Raw genomic sequence first — 16,287 nt, forward strand, 5'->3', positions numbered from 1 at the left:
TGTCCCGTCTCATTTAGTGGTCACGTTTGACTGACCCCCGGGCCCCGTTTCGATCCGCGACCCAACCGCGATCATCCAGGCCGCCCGAATGATCCAGCCGAGATCGGAAACCAGAGTTCGGCGCGAGAAATAGGCGAGGTCTATCTTTGCTTTGGCAGGGAACAGAACTTGTCGATAGAACTCCACCGCAGCAACACCAGCGGGAAAGAGCTTGCTTTCATGCCGAAAGATGACCTGGCATGGCCCAAAAAGGCCGGGCTTGTGCTCAAGAACCTTCTCGTATCCGTTGCGGAAGCAGTCGCTGAAGGCAAGCGATTCGGGCCGCGGTCCCACGAGCGACATATCACCCCGCAGAACGTTCCAGAGCTGCGGCAACTCGTCCAGCTTGCATGCGGCAAGGACGCGGCCGACCGCCGTCAGGCGGTCGTCTTCTTCGACCGTAAGCGGACTTCCGTGGTTGTCGCAGCTCGGCCAGAATTTGCGAAATTTGTACATCCGGAACGTCCGGCCATGCTGTCCAAGCCGAAGCTGCGAGAACAGGATCGGTCCTCCGCTTTCGGCCCATACTGCAATCACCACGATCAGCATGACGGGCGCGAGAACGGACGCTGCCACCGCAGCACAGAGTATATCGAGGGCACGCCGCAAGCCGACATCCACCCCGAGAGATGCCCGGGAAAGTTCGTCCACCGCGTCGCGCATGGTCATGCCGTTACCTCCATCGAAAGCTCTGCACCCAGTGTGGCCGCAAGCGAATTCACGACGAGTTCGACGGTTTCCGGGGTCATCCGGGGATGGAGAGGTAGCGTGAGCTCCCGTCGGGCAAATTCCTCGGTTCGCGGCAAACGAGAATCCGGGCAATTCTCCCGGTAATAGGTCAGGTGATGTACAGGGGGATAATGGATGGTGGTCTGAATGCCTCGCTTGCGCAGCCCATCGATGACGGCTTGCCGGCTGACTCCGGGCGGAAGCAAGACCGGCATCAGGTGATGCGCCGATGGCCATGGATCCGCGAATGGCACCATTACCGACGGGCAAAGCGCGGCAATGAGCTGGCGATAGTGCAACGACAGACGTCGTCTGACGTCATTCCATTCCGGCAATCTCTTTAGCTGTGCGAGGCCGACGGCAGCTCGCAACTCGTCCATGCGGTAGTTGAATCCAAGCATCGTCACATCGTAATCCGGACTACGGCTGTCGAGGCGCTGCCGCGTGCCGCTTGTCATGCCATGCGATCGCGCTCGCCTGATGGCTTCTCTCAATGATCGGCTGCGAGCAATGATTGCGCCTCCCTCGGCGGTCGTCATGTTCTTGTTGCCGTAAAAGCTGAATGCCGCCGCCTCGCCAAAGGTCCCGGCCGCAGGTAGACCCGGCGCGTGCGCAGCGTCCTCGATCAGGAGCAAGCCCTTGCGGCGAGCAAAGGACTGCCAGGCGTCACGATTCGCCAGATAACCGCCAAAATGCACGATAATGACCGCTTTGGTTCTCGCGGTGCACTTGGCTTCGGCCTCATCCAACGAGATCAACGGTACTTCCGCCGACTCGATATCGACGAAGACCGGCTGTGCCCCTACATAGCGCACGCAATTGGCGGTGGCGACGAACGTCAGCGATGGAACAAGAACTTCATCGCCTGGTCCAATGCCAAGCCCGTGCAGGATGAGGTGAAGGGCTGAGGTGCAGGAACTGACGGCGACCGAATCTTCGGCTTCGTGCAGGCGAGCGAACGCCTGCTCAAATTCCTGAACCCGGTCTCCCATCGTGACCCAGCCGCTGTCAATGACAGCGACCAGGGCTGCTTTCTCCTCCGCCCCCAAGATGGGCTCTGATACCAACAGCATGTTCAACCCCGATCTGATCGACCGTTTAACCGGCTGGAGCAATCACCGCGACATGCGGCATTGCTTCAAGCAGCGATGGTTGGCGCGAACGCGGGCGACTGCTCGTCCCAGGCGACATCCTGAGCCTTGTGGAAATCCTCCACTCGCCCAATATCGAGCCACATGCCGTTGTGTTTGAATACGTTCACAGGTGCCCCCTCCTCCAGCATCTCAAGCATCAAATCGTCGAAGCCGAATGGCACACCCGACGGAATGCGATCGAGAACTGCGGGATCCATGCAGTAGATACCCATACTGACGAGATGCGACAGTTCAGGCTTCTCGCGAAACTCCCTCACACGTCCGTCAGTCTCCTCGATCACGCCGAAGTCCATCTTGGTGGGGCGGGTCGCGGTAGCGATGGTGAGAGGCCCGTGATGTCGTCGATGACAGTTCACGAACTGGTTGAGGTTAAGATCGGTAAGTACGTCGCCGTTAAGAACCAGGAACGGCGCGTCGAGGTGTTCGCGCAGGAGTGACAACGGACCGATGGTTCCAAGCGGCTCCATCTCCTGGGTGTAAGTGATCCGCATGTTCCACTGACTACCATCGCCGCAAACGCTGCGAATGAGGTGACCCAGGTATCCAGTCGTGATGAAAGCCTCCTTGATGCCGTTTCGCCTGAGCCATTTGAGCAACAGCTCGAGCACAGGTCGCGCTCCAATCGGCATAAGTGGCTTTGGCAAAATGGAGGTGTGCGGGCGCAAGCGCATGCCCTTTCCGCCGCATTGGATAACAGCTTTCATTTGCCTCTCCTGTATGATTTGCTCGATTAATCACCTTGATCATTACTCAACGCTCGCGCCCCGATTGCCACAACTGACTCAAATGTTCGCACCGCGAGCACGCTTCCCTAAAATATGGTCCTCAAAGTCGATGTAGCTCATCAACACATCCTTGTGATGCTAGCTGGATGTTAGCTGGCTCGCCATCAGCGCGCATGGCAAAGGCGCATTACCACCCGCTGGCAGCGAGCGGCGGCGCGCTCGTCGTGCTACATCGAAGTGGGTAGCCCACCAACAGCTTCGGATCGCGATCATGTCGGGCATCGCGGCCTCCTATCCAGCACTTTTGACGGAGCTATGCCCGGAGAACGTGGTCCGCAGCCGCGTCTTCTCGATTAGCGCGCGCGGCCGTTTTCCGGGCCGACGGGCGCAACCCGATGCGTTCTGGTGCCGCACAGATCAAGGCCTTTCGGCTTGCCGACCTGCAAGGTAGCAAGCATTCGCCGTGGCACGTTTCGAAGCTGGAAATCTGGTGGCCCCGACGGCGTCCCGCCGGTGAGCTCATCACGTCTTCGGCGGCCAGTCCGGTGAATACCCCCTTCTAGGTACCTCGCAATGCGCCAATTCTTTCGAAGCCAATGTTGCTAACGTTTCTCGCTGCTTCATCGATTGCTTGATGTTGATAATGCCGTCCCTCGACGTTGCGAGGCGTGCCATGAATTTGGATATTCTATTGCATCGATTTCTCTGTCGCATTGATTGCCTGGTGCGCAGCGCCCGCTGGGCAGAACAGACGGTCTGCGGCGTGCTGGTTCAACACATACTTCCGACCGGGGCCCATCCTGCAAACGCAGCGAGAAGGATCCTGCCATGAACCCGCGGTTGCTTTGCATCGGAGGGGAGGATCATTATCTTAGGATTCCGTTCCTGCTCGCTCTTGGCCAGCGCGGCGTCAAAGTGACTGCCGCCGGCACCGGAGACGCCACTCCGTTCGCGAGTGCCGGGATCGAGTATCACTCATACCGCTTCGACCGGTTTGTAAATCCGCTGGCCGATTTGGCCGCAATCAAATTGCTCGCGCGGCTGATCGCCGATGTCCGTCCCGATCTCGTTCAGTGCTTCGACACGAAACCGAATCTGCTGGTTCCGCTCGCGGCGCGTCGCCTCGATGGAATCGCCGTCATTCGAACGATCAACGGACTGGGCTGGATCTACTCCTCGCATTCCGCATTGGCCCTGGCACTCCGGCCCGTTTACGTCGCGCTCCACCGCCTGGCCGCACGCGGAACGGCGATGACGGTGTTTCAGAACCGCGACGACCAGGCGTTTTTTGAACGTTTCGCGATCGTCGGCAAGGGATCGAGCCGACTGATTCCCGGATCGGGGATCGACGTCACGCGGTTTGAGCGTGCGGAGGCAGCGGAGCCTTCAGCAGCAGACCTTCGCCGGTCGCTTGGGCTCGAAAACTGCGAAATCGTCATTACCGTCACGCGCCTCACCCGGCAGAAGGGGATCCCAACGCTGCTTGAGGCTGCGGCATTGATTCACGCGGCCCGACCAACCGTGCGTTTTCTGCTTGTCGGGCCGCGCGAGAGCGAGGGACCGTTGGCGGTAACACAGGCCGAGCTCGACCGCCACGCCCCCTACGTCGTCGCCGTCGGCACGCGATCGGACGTCCCCTCGTTGCTCAAGGCCGCCGACGTCTTCGCGTTCCCCACCGAGTATCGCGAGGGCGTACCCCGCGCGCTGCTTGAGGCGGCGCTCGCCGGGCTGCCCATCGTGGCGACAAATATGCCCGGCTGCAACGACGTGGTTCGCGACGGCTGGAGCGGCTTTCTCGTTCCACCACACTCGCCGCGCCTGCTGGCAACGAAAATCCTCGATCTGCTGGACGATCGCTCCATTGCACGCGCAATGGCCGCGCGCGCCGCAGAGCTGGTGAGGCAGGAGTTCAACCTCGATCTCACCGTTGCCCGCTATATCGCGGCCTACAACGAACTGCTCGATGATCCTCTTCGAAGCAAACTGCAGGCGGCCAGGAAGGGCCGCGACCGCGTTTCGCTCGGAAACGAGAGGTTTTCATGAAGCGAGACCTGCTGCTGGTGTTGGGAATTTTGCTGTCGACCGCGTCCCAGTTGCGGCCTGCCGGCGAAATTTGCCTCGTGCTCTGGATCGGCCTGATGCTCGGCCGCGAGGCGGCTCGGCTCGGTCCTCAATTCACACCGGCGCTTTCCCGGCTGGTATCCGACTCCAGGCATGGCAGCAAGCGATCGATCGCGGGATTGAATCGGGATTGCTCGGGCTCGGGCCGGGTCCACACCTTCCGATACCACCCTCAATTCTCGCAGGACGACAGGATTCCTCGGGAGAGCCAAAGAACCTGGAGCATCCCAAAGTGAACGGCACGCCAAACTTCGAGGCCCATAACACGCTGCTCGATATTTTCACCCAGGGTGGACTAATGGCAATCCTCCGTCTCGTCTGGCTGGTAGCGGCAGCGTTCCTGCTGACCTACCGGACCAGGCTGGATGGATTAACGGTACTGCTTTGCGGGCTGACGATCTTCAGCATTTTCCATTTGATTGTCCGCCATCCGAGCTTCTGGTTTGCGATCGCAATCTGCCTGGTCGCCGCGGAAAGCCGCAAGGCCGCACCGACGCGACAATGGAGCTGACGAGATGTGCGGTATCGCAGGCATTCTGATCACCCGCGCAACGAACCCGCGCAATCTTGCCGCGATCGATGCGATGGCAGCAACGCTCCATCATCGCGGGCCGGATAGCGGTGGCGTCTGGCTCGATCGAGACAGCGGCATCGCGCTTGGCCATCGTCGTCTCGCGATTGTCGATCTGTCCGACGCCGGCCACCAGCCGATGCTGTCGGCCGATGAAAACCTCGTCATGACGTTCAACGGCGAGGTTTACAATTTCGCCAGCCTGCGGCCGGGCCTGGAAGCCAAAGGTCACCGCTTCCGGGGCAACAGCGACACCGAGATTATGCTGGCCGCGTTCGAAAGCTACGGCATCGAGGAAGCGCTCAAGCAATTTTCCGGAATGTTCGCCGCCGGCGTTTGGGACCGCAAGCATCGCGTTCTGCATCTCGTCCGCGATCGCATGGGAAAAAAGCCGCTGTATGTTGCACTTTCTGACGGCGCGCTCCTGTTCGCATCCGAGCTGAAGGCAATTCTGGCTTATCCTGCTTTCCGGCCGACGGTTGATACGCGGGCGCTGGCGATGATGCTTCGTCAGGGCTGGATGCCGGACCAACATTGTATCTGGAAGGGCGTCTTCAAGTTGCCGCCTGGCACGATGCTTTCGGTCCGTGCGAAAGATTTGGAGACGGCCAGTGTCGAAAGCTTGCGGGAAACGGTTCGGCCCTGGTGGTCGCTCGCCGCGGTCGCGGAGGCCGGGCAGCGGCAGCCGCTCATCCTCGATGAATCCGAGCTCGATACCGAGCTTGATTGGCTGCTCCGGAGCGCCGTGCGGCAACGAATGGTCGCCGACGTGCCGCTTGGTGCCTTCCTGTCCGGAGGAATTGACAGTTCAACGGTTGTCGCGCTCATGCAGGCTCAATCGTCGCGTCCCATTCGCACCTTCACCATCGGCTTCTGCGAAGCAGAATATGACGAGGCGGCGCACGCGTCCCGGGTGGCGCGGCATTTTGGCACCGACCACACCGAGTTTCGCCTGACACCTGCAGAAGTCTGCGCGGTGATCCCGGAATTGCCGCAGATTTGGGATGAGCCGTTTGCCGACGAATCGCAAGTTCCAACTTTGCTGCTCTCGCGGCTGGCACGGCAACACGTCACCGTCGCATTATCCGGAGACGGCGGCGACGAGTGTTTTGGCGGATACTCGCGACATTTCATGCTGGAACGGCTCGCCGCTCTGTTTCGGCTCCCTTCCAGCCTGCGCCGATTGGTGGCCGCTGCACTCCTCAAGCTGACGCCGCAAGCGTTGCTGGAGATCTCCCGGATTCTTCAACTACCGGCCAGGTTTCGTCCGGCGTTTAACGGCGTCAACCTGCAAAAATTCGCGCGCGCACTCGAGGCTTCGGACGAGCAGGAGCGTTACAATCAGCTGACCAGGTTCGGCTCGACACCCGTGGTTCTCGATCCGAGAGCCGCCGATACGGCGGACGTTCCACCGCTCCCCGACGCGGTTAGCAGGTTCATCTATCGCGACATGGCCGGCTATCTGACCGGCGATATTCTGGTCAAGCTCGACCGCGCGACAATGGCGGCCAGTCTGGAGGGACGATGTCCGTTTCTCGACGATCGCGTCGTCGAGTTCGCGTGGCGCCTGCCCACCGCCGTCAAGATCCGCGACGGCCAAGGTAAAATGCCATTGCGGCGCGTGCTCCGCCGCTACCTGCCCGAATCGCTTTTCGAGCGGCCGAAGCAAGGTTTCAATGTCCCTATCGGCGAATGGCTGACCGGCCCCTTGCGCGGCTGGACAGAAGAGCTGCTTGACGGAGCAAGAATCCGGCGCGAGGGCCTGCTTCATTCCGGCCGCATCCAGGCCTGCTGGCAGCAGCATCTCAGCGGACGACGCGATCGATCGGGTGAACTGTGGGCCATTCTGATGGTTCAGGCATGGCTCGACTCCACCCGCAATTCGAAATTGCCGCAGTCATCTTTCGGGGCCGACCAAGCGGAGATGTCCTCGGCGCCTCAAGCAAGGAGTTTGAGAGCCTATGGCTAGATCCCCTGCACCATATGGCCTGGGCCAGTCGATTTCCGTTCAGGGACAACGATCGGCCGGGCGCTCCATGATTTGGTGCGATACTGCACTTTGCCGGCACCAACACCACAACAACTCCGGAGCACCCGCCGCAGATGAATCAAGGGGTCGGCAATGAATAAACATTGGGATCAAACGACCGACGAAGCCGAGCCGCAGGTGCCCGTGTCCGCGCCCGTGGAGACCAGTGCGAGTGCCGCGCCATCGACAAGCGACAAGTCCACGGCCGACTCACTTCACTTTCTCGAACTCGTCAACCTCCTGCGCCGCCGAAAGCGGCTTATCCTGACCATCGCACTGTGCGGCGCGATGCTGGTGTTTACAGTTGGGTTGTTGAAGCCGCCCAAATATACCGCGGCAGCACAGATCGCGGTCGATCTACCCTCCAGCAGCGCTCAAGGCGCCGCAGCCCCCAAAGATGAGGGCAGCGTCGAGACGCACGTGACCGTACTGCTCTCTCGTGACAACCTGCAGCACGTCGTGGACAATCTGCAGGACGATCCGCAATTTCACACGGCAGCGCCCGCTACTCAACGAATCGAGACCGAACGCGCCGCGGATCGCGAGCCGCGACACGCCACCTCGGCGCGATGGCTCCCAGGCCCTTCGGAGTTGGCACACCGCTTGCGCATTTGGGTGGGGGGGGTCAGCAGCGGAGAACCGACGCTGAACGTCGACGAACTGAAACGCCATCTCAGGATCGATCAGGAAGGACGCTCCCGCGTCATCGCCGTTAGCTACACATCGACGGACCCCGATGCTGCCAGGACAATTGCCAACCGGATCGCCGAGCTCTATGTCGGGGGTCAGAGTGAAAAAAAGCGGGCATATGCGAGCAACGAATTGATTCGACTCGACAGTCGCATTGCAGAGATGAAGACCGAGCTTGAACAATCCAGCGCAGCCGTACAGGCCTTCATGCGGCAACGAATCGACGCTGCGAAGAAGACGGGCACAACCCGTGAATCCGATCAACATCTGCAAGAGCTCGAACGTCAAGCGATGGCGAAGGGACAGCTCTATCGCGCCCTGCTGCGCCGCCAGCAGGATATCCGGGACCTGCAAGAACGCATTACGTCCGGCGCCTATATCCTGTCGCTGGCCGCGACGCCGGAGCGGCCGAGCTCTCCGAACCCGTTCCTGTTCATTTTTCCCACGCTGGTCGTGCTTCTGGTCTGCGGATCGCTACTGGCCGTCATTCTGGAGAGACTTGATCGCGGGCTACGAAGCGAGAGCGAAGTTAGCGCGGCCCTCGGCGTCTCCTGCATCGGGCTGGTTCCGCAGGTCGCGAAACCAAATGGAACCCGGCGATTGCATCAGTATCTCGTAAGCGATCCCATGGCTGCCTATGCCGAGGCGATGCGCTCGATCGTGGCAACCAGACAACTGCTGTTTCCATTCAACCCATCGAAAGTAATCCTGATTACCTCAAGCTTGCCCGCGGAGGGAAAGACCACCATGGCGGTGAGCCTTTCCGTCAGCCTGACGCTGCTGGGGCAACGTGTTCTCTTGATCGACCTCGACTTCAAAAATCCATCGATCCTGCGTGAACTTGGCGGCAAAGCCGAACAGGGGCTCCTTGACGTCCTGCTCAAGAACCACATGCTGGCAGACGTGATCCAGTCGATCCCGGAGCTGGGGCTTGATTACCTGCCGATGAGCCGAAATACCTTTGATCCGCGGATATTGTTCGACGGCAACAGGATGCAGAATTTGCTGCGCCAGTTGCGCAGGAGTTACGACTACGTGATCATCGACAGTCCGCCGGTGCTCGCCAGCGCCGAGACACGGCTGCTCGCCGCCATGGCCGACGAGAACCTCTTCGTGGTCAAATGGGGCAGCACACCGCGAGAGCTTGCGCAGAACGCATTGAACCTGCTCCGCAGACCCAACCGCCACTCCGCGCAGCAGCTCCGGCACGTGAGCGCGCTGATTTCGCAAGTCGATCTAAAACAGCATTCGTATTACGGATACGGCGACGCCGGCGAATATTTTTCGAACTACGGGAGCTATTATTATTCCGCCCCCGACAGGGAACGACCTGCAATTGCGTTTAGCAGCTCCTATGCGCCTATCTTCGCGAATGGGTCTGCCGGCACGAATGGACGGATGGCTGCCGCATTTGCTTGGCTGAGGTCACGCGGAGCCGGATTGAACCTCGCGCTGCTGCGACGATACCGGCGGGCCATATTCAGGATTCGTTTGCTTCGACTACGGATCTCAACATCACTCACGAACGCATGGAGCCGTCTCGGAGGACGGCATTCGAAACCGGCAGCTGGAGCTAACAGCTGCGAACGATCAAGCATCGAGGTCTCGCAATGATGGGAAACGCTGCTTTTGAACGGGATCCGGACACGATCGTCACGTTGCCCAGGGATAATCGGATCCTTCCTCTGCTGCTGGCGGTCCTGGACGACTTTCATCGTCAGGCGGTTACTTATTGCTACTGGAAAAGCGGCTGCCGCCTTGAAGCAGTCCTGGCAGGCGATGCGGATCTCGACCTTCTCATTGCGCGGCACGACCAGCACCGCGCCCAGGCGATTTTGCTCGGGCGCGGATTCAAGCTTTTTCCTTCCGTCGCGACACGCGACCATCCGGCAATTCTAAGCTATCTCGGCTATGACGAGCCGAGCGGCCGGTTGACACATCTTCATTTGCATTTCCGCCTGATCGTCGGCGAGCGCCTTCACAAGAATTACCGAGTTCCCTGGGAGACCAGCGTCCTGGCGCGCGCCATCGTTCACCCGACCCTGCAGGTGAAGATGCTGGATCCCGCGAGCGAAGCCGTGCTGCTCGGTGTACGCGCCTGCCTCGAACTGCGGCGTCTGGACCCGGTTACGCTCCGCGGCTGGCGGACGGCGCTCGCCCGGTTCGCGCTCGACCGAAAGCGACTTGCCGAAACGCTTGATCGCGGGCAGCTCACCAGCAGGGCTTCCGAATTGCTGGGCGACGATCTCGGCGCGATGCTTGCCGACGACATTTGCGGCGAAGGGCCGTTCGATGAAAGTGGTCGCTTGCGAACAGCCATCCGGAAGCATTTCGCCCCATACCGGACGTACAACGGGCTCGAGGCTCGGCTCCGCAGTACGGCGCGCGCAATTCATTGGGCCGCCGGCGGCCTCAATAAGTTTTATCTGCATTTGCCGCGGCCCTGGAGCCGGCGCGCGCCGGGCGGCGGTTGTGTGGTGGCGCTGATCGGGATTGACGGCAGCGGCAAGAGCACCGTCAGCGCTGCCATTCGCGCATGGCTCGGCTCCGAGATTGACGTCATACCGATCTATTTCGGCACCGGCGGCGGGCGCCCCTCCCTGCTTTTGCGCCCCCTCAAGTTGATGGTGCCATTGTTGACGCCCTTGCTAAGGACCAAGCCGAGCGGATCATCACACGGCAAGGTGTCGAAGGCCCCTCCGGGGCTGCTCTACAGCATGTTGCTCATGGTCTGGGCGACGGTCGTGGCGCGCGAGAAGCGCACGAAACTGCTTGCCGCACGTCGCGCCGCAAGCCGTGGGCTCGTCGTTATCACCGACCGCTACCCGCAGAATGAAATTCGCGGATTCAATGACGGTCCCTTGTTGACGCGTCTGGCGTGGGCGCCATCCAGGATTCGCAGGTGGGAGGCGAGCGCCTATGCCCTTGCGCAGCGCCTGCCCCCGGATCTCGTCATCAAGCTGATCGTCAAGCCCGAGACTACCGCAAGGCGCGAGCCGGACATGGACCCCGGGGTCGTCGAGAAGCGCATCGAAGCGATTCCACGGCTGGCGTTTTCCGGGGCACACGTCGTCTCCATCAACGCCGAACAGCCTTTGGCGGACGTCATTCGCGCGGTCAAACGGGAAATCTGGCGCATGCTTTGAGGCGCGATTCCCAAACACCGGATGGAGAATGGGCCGGTTTCAATTCCCCCCATCTGCATAGCGAGGTCCGGATATGATCGTCGAACTTTTCGGTCCCCCAGGTGCGGGAAAGACCACCTTCGCTCGTGCTCTCGCGGCCCGACTCCGTGAACGTGGCCACACCACGGACCTCGTCCTCAGTCAGCGACCGGCGGAGCGTTCACCGCATGAAATCCGTTCTGCGTCGGATCTCTCCACCCAGCAGATCACCTCGATGATACGCCGCCTGACCCGTCCATTCGCCGAGATACTGATGATGGCACGCCATCCATTGGCCAGTTCGCACGACGTCGGAACGGCGCTAAACCTGATCAAAATACTCCCGCCATCCAGCATCCTCTGGTCGTTCAGGCTCACGCAATACGTGTCACGTCTGTCGCGATCGTGGTTTCAGGCGTCAAGTAGCGCCCACATCGTATTGTTTGACCAAGCATTCGTCCAAGCGGTCTGTTCACTTGCGCTACTTTGCGGGGTGGCGGACGAACTGCTGATCTCACATGCGCTGCATATCATCCCGCAATCCGACCTTCTTGTTCGACTCGACGCAACAGACGAGATCCTGGAGGCGCGGCTGCGCGACCGGCAACGTCTGGAGAGCAGGTTCGACCGTCTGCTCGAATTTGATTTGACGACCAACCTAAGGTCGTTGGCCGTCGTCGATTGCCTACACGATCTGCTGCGTAAGGGGGGCAGGCAGATCATGACTGCCACCTCGCTCGATGAGCATTCGCTTAACGAAGCCGTGGAACGGGTCGAGAAACAGATAACGGCGCAGGTCGGCATGGAACAGCGCGCGGCGGCACGACGAAATCAGGCTTGCTCAGATTCGAGTTGCGCTGATCAGACTCTGGAACGCCGTACGGCCTCGTAACCCTCGATCCGGACGGCCCCACCCGGGAGGCACCCGGCAGAGGAGACACTAAAGCGCATGACCAGTGAAGTTGTTGACCAGGACCTTGGTAGCGCTCGGATCAGGCGGGTCGCTCTCGGTGGCGTCACAGCGTTCGTGATCTTCGTTGCTTGCGCCGGCGTAACCGCCTGCTCGCAACTTCTGATCGCCCGACTTGTCGGCGCAGACACCTATGGTGTCTACGCCTACGTCACCGCCTGGATAACGATCCTTGCCTATTTCTCCGCGCTCGGCTTCGACATCGCGCTGCTGCGCTTTCTGCCCGCTTACCAGACCAAGGGAGCATGGGGCCTCGCGCGCGGCGTAATCCGGTATACAGAGCAACGAGCGCTCGCAGTTGGTATTCTGGTGATATTGGCGGGGACTTCGATCATCTTGGTCTGGTCTCGGCACTTTACGCCGGAACTCAGGAATACGTTTCTCATTGGATTCGTCCTTGTACCGGTTTGGGCACTGTTGTGGATACGCTGCGCGATTGTTCGCGGGTTTGGCGGCGTGGTGCTGGCGCTGGCGCCGGACAAGATCGCGCGGGACGGCCTGTTGCTGATCCTTGTCGTGCTGGCTCACTTCGGACTGAGCCGGCATACCGATGCCCCACTGGTCATGATGGCGACGCTGGTTGGTTCGACCGTGGCGCTCGGGCTCGTCAGCCTCGCGATACGCCGACTTCGCCCCGACGTGATCACACATTCACCCCCGGAATATGCTGCCTCGATCTGGTGCCACACTGCTGTTCCGCTTGTGGTCATCACCGCCGCCGAGGCTCTTCTCAATCGAACCGGAGTCGTTCTGCTCGGCTGGTTCGGAGAAACGAAGGATGCCGGAATCTACAGCCTCGCCTTCAATATTTCCTTCCTGGTGGTGTTGCCGCGTGCCGCGATCAACACCCTGTTCGCACCTACCATCTCGAGCCTGTTCACGCGGAATGATCGAGCGACGCTGCAGGCTCTCGTGACGAAATCCGCTTCATGGACACTATGCGCGGCGGGTTGTATCGCGCTCGCGCTGGCGGTGCTCGCGGAACCCATCCTCACCTGGTTCGGCAAGGATTTTGCCAACGGCGTCCTCGCATTGCGCATTCTTCTCGTCGGCCAGGTGATCGCGGCGAGTTACGGTTCACAGCTATACGTCATGACGATGACCGAACACGAGCGCAGCGCCGCTGCCTTGCTGATTCTGAGCGCGGCCGTAAACGTCGTCGCCAGCATTTTCTTCATAAGCATTCTGGGGCTGACGGGCGCAGCGATCGCGACAACCATTGCGCTGATTATCTGGAACATCGCGATGGCACTCTTCATCTCCCGGCATCTGCGATTGCTGCCGGGTATCTTCGGGATGTTCGGATCAAGGCTCCGGCGCTCCCTGGCGCCACGCCTTTAGCGGCGCGCCGGATAACCGCGCCCGCGCAGCTGTTCGAAGATCCGGATCAACGTCAGCTGCTCGCGAGCAGCCTTGGCCGCATTCCCTGCCAGCAATCCGTTAAGTTCTGCTGCCCATCGACCCAGCTTCGGCCGCGGCTGGACAACACCACCGCTGCAGACCGCGGCCTCTGCCGCCGGCGCTCAGGCCGATATCGTTCTTCACCGCGCCTGCGTTTTTCTGATCGGCGCAACATTGCTCTTCTTTCGTTCGGATTTCACCGCGATGAGGACACTGCAGGGCGGGTGGTGCAGAATGGTGGCGCCGACCGAACCATTTAACCAGCGCGCAACCGCCCCTTGATCTCGATGGCCGACGACGATCAAATCCGCTTTCATCTCTCGCGCGAACAGCACGATCTGCTCGGCAGGCTTGCCGTACCTGATGTCGTTCGCTGCGGCGCATCCGGCGCACTGCAGGCGTCTCACGCCTGCGTCAAGCGCTGATTGCATTCCGAACCGCTGGTTATCCGGGATGAAGGACATCCCTTCAACGACAAGCAAGTTCTCCGAAGGATCCAGAATTGCGAGCACATGGACCATCGCACCGGAAATCGACGCTAACTTCTCCGCCTGAACCAGCGCTTCGCGACCGTCCGGTGAGCCGTCGTAGGCGAGGAGAATGTTCCGGTACATGGTCAAGCCTCCTTTTTCGAGTGTGCGATGTCGCAGGCTACGTCAGGGTTGGACGTTCCTGAGCTTGCGACGACCAACCCATCGAGCAGCCGCAACTCACGCAGTCCATTTCGTATCAGAACCAGTCCGAGGAAACGGATGGAGATGGAGGAAGACAACCATACGAAGCAAACAACCCATAGAATAAGAAGCTGAATGGTGATCACGCATGCCTCCCCGCTGCTGGAGTCTCTCTCGGAATGCGCGCCGCACGATGAGCCAGGCAACACATCCTTGTTTCCAAGCTAAACCGCATATTAGTTTTGACAAACGAATAATATTGCGACTTGATATCTTCTCTATCGATATCAAGGAGGCGCGCATGGACACAGAACTCGCCAGAACCTTCCTCATGGTTGTTACAGCGGGAAACTTCATCAGTGCTGCGGATCGACTTCACGTCAGCCAGTCGACGGTCAGCACGCGCATTCACACACTTGAAGACCAACTGGGTTGCGTACTCTTTGTCCGCAACAAGGCCGGTACAACGCTGACCGCCGCCGGCCGGCAGTTTCAACGCCACGCCGCTTCACTCGTTCGAACGGTCGAACAGGCACGACACGACATCGGAATTCCCGAAGGGTTTAGCGGAACGCTGGTGGTCGGCGGCCGCATTGGTCTGTGGGAAGAGTTCCTGCTGCAGTGGCTTCAACTCATGAAGGAGGCCAGGCCAGAAATATCCATTCGTGCCGAAAGCGGCCTTGAACCAGAACTCATGCAAGGGCTTATCGAGGGACGAGCGGATATCGGGGTCATGTACACCCCACAGAGCCGTCCCGGATTGAAGATCGAGCAGCTATTCGAAGAGAAGCTCATCCTGGTTTCAACGGATCCCAAGAGTAAACCTGAGCCCCAACCCGGCTATGTGTATGTCGATTGGGGTCCGGAGTTTTATGTCAGGCACAGCGCGTGCTTTCCGAATTTCGTCGGGCCATCGCTATCCGCGAATATCGGCTGGTTGGGATTGCAGCACGTTCTGGAAAACGGCGGCTCCGGCTATTTTCCCAAGCGGATCGTCTTGCCTCACCTTAAAGCCCAACGGCTACATCTAATCGGCGGCGCTCCAGAATTCTCGATGCCCGCTTACGTCGTATATCCCCTCGAATACGATCGCGATCTGTTCGGTGGCGCGCTCGAGATCATGCACCGGCTCGCCAACCCGGAAACAGACAAGACAGCTGACAAGAAAGTGGCCAAGCGAGCCGCTCAAAAGCGGCGCTAGGTGCAGCGAGGCGACGCCGCCGCTGCAGCTGAAGCAGACTCGTTGGAGCCTGCATCATCCGGCCCGATCGTTTCTCATGTATCCACTCTTCCGAATTTGATAGCCAGTATTTCTCGCTTGTAAAACCAAGAGAAGCGAAGAAGGTACCCAGCGAGATCCATGATATTTCGTCCGGACATTAGACAGTCCCACGACGTCACGGACCCATGGGAACAGTTCAATGCACAAAGCTCCATTGCGGCCACAGACTGTCGACGCGATTCGCGAATGCTCATCGTCTCCTTGCTGGATGCATGAGGTAGATCCAGCCTACCTCGGCTATTGGTCCAGGGAAGAAATGGTGGCGTTTCTCAAGTCCCTTTTGGAGCGAGAAACGATAGGCACGAAGGCGCTCGCCGACATCGGTCGCACAGCCGACCCTCGGGTCGCCGATCTGATTCTCAAGTCCGAGTTAGACCAAGGCTCCATTTGCATCCTGCTCCAGAGCGAAATCGCAAGGAAAGACGCAGCCGTCGCAGCGCCTCACCGACGTCCGGTCAACGAACATCGCGTGCAGTCCACCCTCGAGCAGGCAATCGCATACGCAAGGTTCACTCAGAACGAGCTGGTTCGAACGATCGAGGAAGCCGTTCTCAACATCTTCGACGCCGAGTTGAACTCTCATCTCATGAAGATACTGCGATTTCATCGACAGCAAATCGAGCAACTTGAGACGCTTCTCGCATAGCGATCTGCGTTGCTGCCCCTGCGTCTGTCGGTCCCGGTCCACGATCCGGATCGACGGTAAACACGGCTGGAGCGGCACCAATCGTGACGGGT

14 protein-coding genes are annotated in these 16,287 nt (G+C 59.9%); 10 read left to right on the forward strand and 4 right to left on the reverse strand.

Annotation, left to right across the window (positions count from 1 at the left end):
* Positions 1-9: 9 nt before the first annotated feature.
* The 3 genes from BLR13_RS04545 to BLR13_RS04555 form a co-directional block, all read right to left on the reverse strand.
* Entirely contained in the window at positions 10-708 is a 699-nt protein-coding gene (locus tag BLR13_RS04545; protein WP_074827258.1) for a sugar transferase, read from the reverse strand.
* Positions 705-1,841 (reverse strand): DegT/DnrJ/EryC1/StrS family aminotransferase, encoded by a 1,137-nt coding sequence (locus BLR13_RS04550; RefSeq protein WP_074827256.1) that lies wholly within the window; start codon positions 1,839-1,841, stop codon positions 705-707. The genes BLR13_RS04545 and BLR13_RS04550 overlap by 4 nt, the downstream gene beginning before the upstream one ends.
* A 65-nt stretch (positions 1,842-1,906) precedes the next feature.
* Positions 1,907-2,626 (reverse strand): nucleotidyltransferase family protein, encoded by a 720-nt coding sequence (locus BLR13_RS04555; protein WP_074827254.1) that lies wholly within the window; start codon positions 2,624-2,626, stop codon positions 1,907-1,909.
* A gap of 849 nt (positions 2,627-3,475) precedes the next feature.
* Between BLR13_RS04555 and BLR13_RS04560 the strand changes: the two genes are divergently transcribed.
* From BLR13_RS04560 to BLR13_RS04595, 8 genes are all read left to right on the forward strand, one after another.
* Positions 3,476-4,690, forward strand: coding sequence for a glycosyltransferase (locus BLR13_RS04560; RefSeq protein ID WP_074827252.1), 1,215 nt, complete (start codon positions 3,476-3,478; stop codon positions 4,688-4,690).
* Positions 4,687-5,004, forward strand: coding sequence for a hypothetical protein (locus BLR13_RS04565; protein ID WP_074827250.1), 318 nt, complete (start codon positions 4,687-4,689; stop codon positions 5,002-5,004). The genes BLR13_RS04560 and BLR13_RS04565 overlap by 4 nt, the downstream gene beginning before the upstream one ends.
* Positions 5,001-5,279: a hypothetical protein gene (locus BLR13_RS04570; RefSeq protein ID WP_074827246.1), complete on the forward strand. Its 279-nt coding sequence runs from the start codon at positions 5,001-5,003 to the stop codon at positions 5,277-5,279. The genes BLR13_RS04565 and BLR13_RS04570 overlap by 4 nt, the downstream gene beginning before the upstream one ends.
* Positions 5,280-5,283: 4 nt before the next feature.
* Complete coding sequence (asnB, locus tag BLR13_RS04575) at positions 5,284-7,308, forward strand: asparagine synthase (glutamine-hydrolyzing) (RefSeq protein ID WP_074827245.1); 2,025 nt, start codon at positions 5,284-5,286, stop codon at positions 7,306-7,308.
* 153 nt (positions 7,309-7,461) lie between these two features.
* Positions 7,462-9,672, forward strand: coding sequence for a polysaccharide biosynthesis tyrosine autokinase (locus BLR13_RS04580; protein ID WP_074827244.1), 2,211 nt, complete (start codon positions 7,462-7,464; stop codon positions 9,670-9,672).
* Positions 9,669-11,204: a hypothetical protein gene (locus BLR13_RS04585; protein ID WP_244525095.1), complete on the forward strand. Its 1,536-nt coding sequence runs from the start codon at positions 9,669-9,671 to the stop codon at positions 11,202-11,204. Before BLR13_RS04580 ends, BLR13_RS04585 begins: the two co-directional genes overlap by 4 nt.
* A gap of 73 nt (positions 11,205-11,277) precedes the next feature.
* Entirely contained in the window at positions 11,278-12,114 is an 837-nt protein-coding gene (locus tag BLR13_RS04590; protein WP_074827242.1) for an AAA family ATPase, read from the forward strand.
* A 57-nt stretch (positions 12,115-12,171) separates the two neighbouring features.
* Entirely contained in the window at positions 12,172-13,533 is a 1,362-nt protein-coding gene (locus BLR13_RS04595; RefSeq protein WP_074827240.1) for an oligosaccharide flippase family protein, read from the forward strand.
* Between the two features lie 200 nt (positions 13,534-13,733).
* Here BLR13_RS04595 and BLR13_RS04600 read toward each other — a convergent pair whose 3' ends face one another.
* Positions 13,734-14,207 (reverse strand): universal stress protein, encoded by a 474-nt coding sequence (locus BLR13_RS04600; RefSeq protein ID WP_074827238.1) that lies wholly within the window; start codon positions 14,205-14,207, stop codon positions 13,734-13,736.
* Positions 14,208-14,568: 361 nt separating this feature from the next.
* Here BLR13_RS04600 and BLR13_RS04605 point away from each other — a divergent pair, with 361 nt between their 5' ends.
* Both BLR13_RS04605 and BLR13_RS04610 read left to right on the forward strand, forming a co-directional pair.
* The gene (locus BLR13_RS04605; RefSeq protein WP_074831897.1) at positions 14,569-15,468 is read left to right on the forward strand and encodes a LysR family transcriptional regulator; all 900 of its coding nucleotides are present in this window, start codon (positions 14,569-14,571) and stop codon (positions 15,466-15,468) included.
* 220 nt (positions 15,469-15,688) lie between these two features.
* A complete protein-coding gene (locus BLR13_RS04610; protein ID WP_143039791.1) occupies positions 15,689-16,195 on the forward strand; it encodes a DUF6306 domain-containing protein in 507 nt (168 codons plus the stop codon).
* The last annotated feature ends 92 nt before the right edge of the window (positions 16,196-16,287 follow it).

Source organism: Bradyrhizobium ottawaense, assembly GCF_900099825.1.
GTDB classification, from domain to species: Bacteria; Pseudomonadota; Alphaproteobacteria; order Rhizobiales; family Xanthobacteraceae; genus Bradyrhizobium; species Bradyrhizobium ottawaense_A.